This is a genomic window from uncultured Ellagibacter sp. (assembly GCF_934636505.1).
Lineage (GTDB): Bacteria > Actinomycetota > Coriobacteriia > Coriobacteriales > Eggerthellaceae > Ellagibacter.
Window position 1 is genome coordinate 1 of the sequence record NZ_CAKUAL010000117.1, and the last position, 3,178, is coordinate 3,178.

At 60.0% G+C, this 3,178-nt stretch carries 4 protein-coding genes; all 4 read right to left on the reverse strand.

Going from position 1 to position 3,178, the window contains the following annotated elements; translation table 11 throughout:
• Positions 1-243 precede the first annotated feature (243 nt).
• Entirely contained in the window at positions 244-777 is a 534-nt protein-coding gene (locus tag Q0G18_RS09220; protein ID WP_297152354.1) for a TIGR00730 family Rossman fold protein, read from the reverse strand.
• Positions 778-896: 119 nt separating this feature from the next.
• Complete coding sequence (locus tag Q0G18_RS09225; RefSeq protein ID WP_297152357.1) at positions 897-1,571, reverse strand: ABC-2 transporter permease; 675 nt, start codon at positions 1,569-1,571, stop codon at positions 897-899.
• Positions 1,571-2,449 carry an ABC transporter ATP-binding protein gene (locus tag Q0G18_RS09230; protein ID WP_297152360.1) on the reverse strand — a complete coding sequence of 293 codons (879 nt, stop codon included), beginning with the start codon at positions 2,447-2,449 and terminating at the stop codon, positions 1,571-1,573. Before Q0G18_RS09230 ends, Q0G18_RS09225 begins: the two co-directional genes overlap by 1 nt.
• A 59-nt stretch (positions 2,450-2,508) precedes the next feature.
• The gene (locus Q0G18_RS09235; RefSeq protein WP_297152363.1) at positions 2,509-2,889 is read right to left on the reverse strand and encodes a GntR family transcriptional regulator; all 381 of its coding nucleotides are present in this window, start codon (positions 2,887-2,889) and stop codon (positions 2,509-2,511) included.
• Between the last annotated feature and the right edge of the window lie 289 nt (positions 2,890-3,178).

Sequence of the window (3,178 nt, forward strand, 5' to 3'; positions counted from 1 at the left end):
GTGCTCGGCGGGCGCACAGGGCGACAAATTCATATTGTACTATTCCCGCGCACGAGGTGGCGCGCATTCACGCAGATGACAAGGGGCCGCAGGTGGAGCGTATTACGAGGCGGGAAGGCCGGCGATACGCGCGAGGTGATGAGGACGCGAGCCCGAGTGGCGCGCGGGGGTGCGGACGCGAAGGCGGCCGATGCGCGAGGCGCAATGAGGTGCGGGCCCCCGCGTCGTCGGGCGGCTTATGTGCTAGCGACCCAAAATACCCTTCACATCGTTAAGGTTGCTTGCAAAGTGGACGTGCTTCAGGCGCTCGTGGGTGGAATAACCCTTGTCTATCATGAGGTTGAGCTGGGCTTTCAGGTGATCGTAATAGCCATCCAAGTTGTAGATGATGCAGGGCGCGTCCAAGTGCGAAAGCGAGAGCATCGACATGACCTCCGACACTTCCTCAAGCGTGCCCGACCCTCCGGGGAAGGCGATGAACGCGTCGCCGAGCTCGATCATCTTCGCCTTCCGCTCTGCCATGGTGTCGGTCACGATGAGGTGCGTGATGGTGTCGAGCTGCACGGCTTGGTCGATGAAGAACTGAGGCTCGACGCCAGTGACCTGGGCGCCTGCGTCGAGCGCGCTCTCGGCGAGAATTCCCATGAGCCCGACCTTCGATCCGCCGTAGACGAGGTCGTTGCCACTTTCCCCGATCCATGAGCCCAGCTCACGCGCCGCTTCGGCGATAGATGGGTCGTTGCCTTCGTTTGCCCCCAGGTAGACGGTGATGTTCATAGGTTCCTCTCCGCGTGCTCGTTTGTGTCGAGGAAGATTATAGCGAAGGCGAGGGCGAGTGATGAGGGGCGCGCGGTGAAGCCAACGATGAAGAGCGCGCGGCGCGACCCTGCGATTCCCTAAAGGTCTTTCGCCTGGAAGATTCGGATGCTGATAAAGCAGCTTGCGGCGTAGATGGCGAGCGCGGCGACCGTGAGCGCTACGAACAGTGCAAGGCTGTGGGCGTCGATCCAGGCGAGAGCCGACTGCATGACGTCGGGGGCGAGGAAGTTCGTCAGGATGACGACGTCGATACACCCCGCCAGGATGAACACGCACATGAGATAGCGTATCCCCTTCGTATTGCCGAATTTGACCAGGAAAGGCTCGGCGATGGCGGCGATGATGAGGACGACCATTGTGGCGGCGACGCTTGACGAGATGATCTCGATAGGCGTGGCCGCCTCGAAGCCTTCAAGAAAGCGGGGAAGCGCCCCGTTGAGCACGATGCCGAGCACCGAAGCGCAAACGATGGCAGCGGCAGCGCATGCCAAGATGGTCGCATAGCGGCTCGCGATGATGTCGCGGCGTGCAAAGGGGAGTGCGGCACGGTAGCGCAGCCAGCCGTTTTGGTCGTCGTACCCCATGAGCGAGAACATGATGAGCATCGGCGTCATGGCGCACACGACTGCGGCGGCGCCTGCTGCGCTTTCCATCGGCCAGCATATGAAGACGAACACGAATGCGAGGATGCCGATGAAGCTGAGGGCAAAGGTGCGCACAATGGCGAGCTCGGAGAGGAAGGCGGCTTTCATCAGTTGTTTCCTTTCAGGATAAAATGCAGGTAGTCGTCGATGGAGGCGCGGTCGCAGGGCACTTCGGGGAATGCTTCGGCGAACTCGAAACGGTTGGGAACGAGGACATCGCAGCTGAACTCGCGCTTTGCAACTCGGGCGCCGTCCACACAGGCGAGAATCCGTTGTGCTTGGTCGGCCGTGCAATGCGCGATGCCCGCCATGTCGGTGATCTGCTCGCGCGGGATGTCGAAGATGATGCTGCCGGCGTCGATTCCCACCACGCGATCGGCGATGCGCTCTAGGTCGCTTGTGATGTGGCTCGAAAGCAGCACGCCACGATTGCCAGTCGACGCGTAATCGCGCAGCTCATCGAGCAGTTCGTCGCGAGCGAGCGGATCGAGCCCGGCGGTCGCCTCGTCAAGGATGAGCAAATCGGCGTCGTGCGAAAGCGCACAGGCGAGCTGCAACTTCATGCCCATGCCGCGAGAGAGCGACTTCACCTTCTTCTTCGGCTCGATCCCGAATCGGGCGACCAGCGTCTCAAAACATGTGTTATCCCAGGTGGGGAAGGCTGGTTTGATGCATGTTTCCACTTGGGACACCGTAATCTCGGAGGGATAGGGGCACGTGTCGAACACGACGCCGACGCGGGAGCGAAGTCGCCGCACGTCGGCGTCGGGGGTGTCGGCGGCGAGGGGCTCGCCGAAAAGCGCTGCGTACCCGGAATCGAGTTTCAAAAGGCCGAGTGCGGCTCGGATTATCGTGGTCTTTCCCGCGCCGTTCGCTCCGACGAGGCCGACGATTTCCCCTGATCCAATGGAGAGATTGGCGTTTCGAAGCGAGAAGGAGTCGCTCACCTGGCGGTTCGCGTCGCGTATCTCGAGAAGGTTTGACATGGGCGTTCTGTATCCTTTCATCTGGTATATCGCTTTCATGTGCGAGTTCTTCGGCGGCTTCATTCGAGATCCTCGGGAGCAACGAGGTCGAGCATGTCGTGCAGCTCGGCCCGTGAGACCCCCAGCTCAGCCGCCTGTTCGCCCGCTTGCACGAGCAGTTCCTCAACTTGACGCAGGCGCCTTTCGCGCAAAAGCTCGTGGTTCCCCGAGGCTACGAAGCTGCCTTTCCCCTGTACGATTTCGATAAATCCTTCGGCCTCCAAATCGGAGTACGCGCGCTTGGTGGTTATCACGCTGACGCCGAGGCCGTTCGCGAGTGCGCGAATGGAGGGGAGCTTTTCCCCGCTTGGAAGCGCGCCCGACAGAATCTGGGCTTTCATCTGCGAGGTTATCTGCTCGTAGATGGGCTTGTCGCTCGAGTTGGATAGGATGATGTCCACGGTGAGTCCTTACGTGTGTATATCTGATAAACACAGTATATATACACTATACACAGTAACGCAAGCACTATTTTTGACTTTGTTGTAATTTGATGAAAGGACCAAGCTGGCTGCTTGAGCGCAAGTCCCACGCTAGTCGATGCGCTCTCGGTCGCAAGTTGAGATCGCTCGCGCATGAACTGGGGAAACGTAACGTTACGGATTGCAGCTTCTGCAGGGCGAGTATCCCTCGTCGATCAGCGTCTGGCGCAACCCCGTGAACTCCTCTTTGTTGGAGGGGGACATGGAC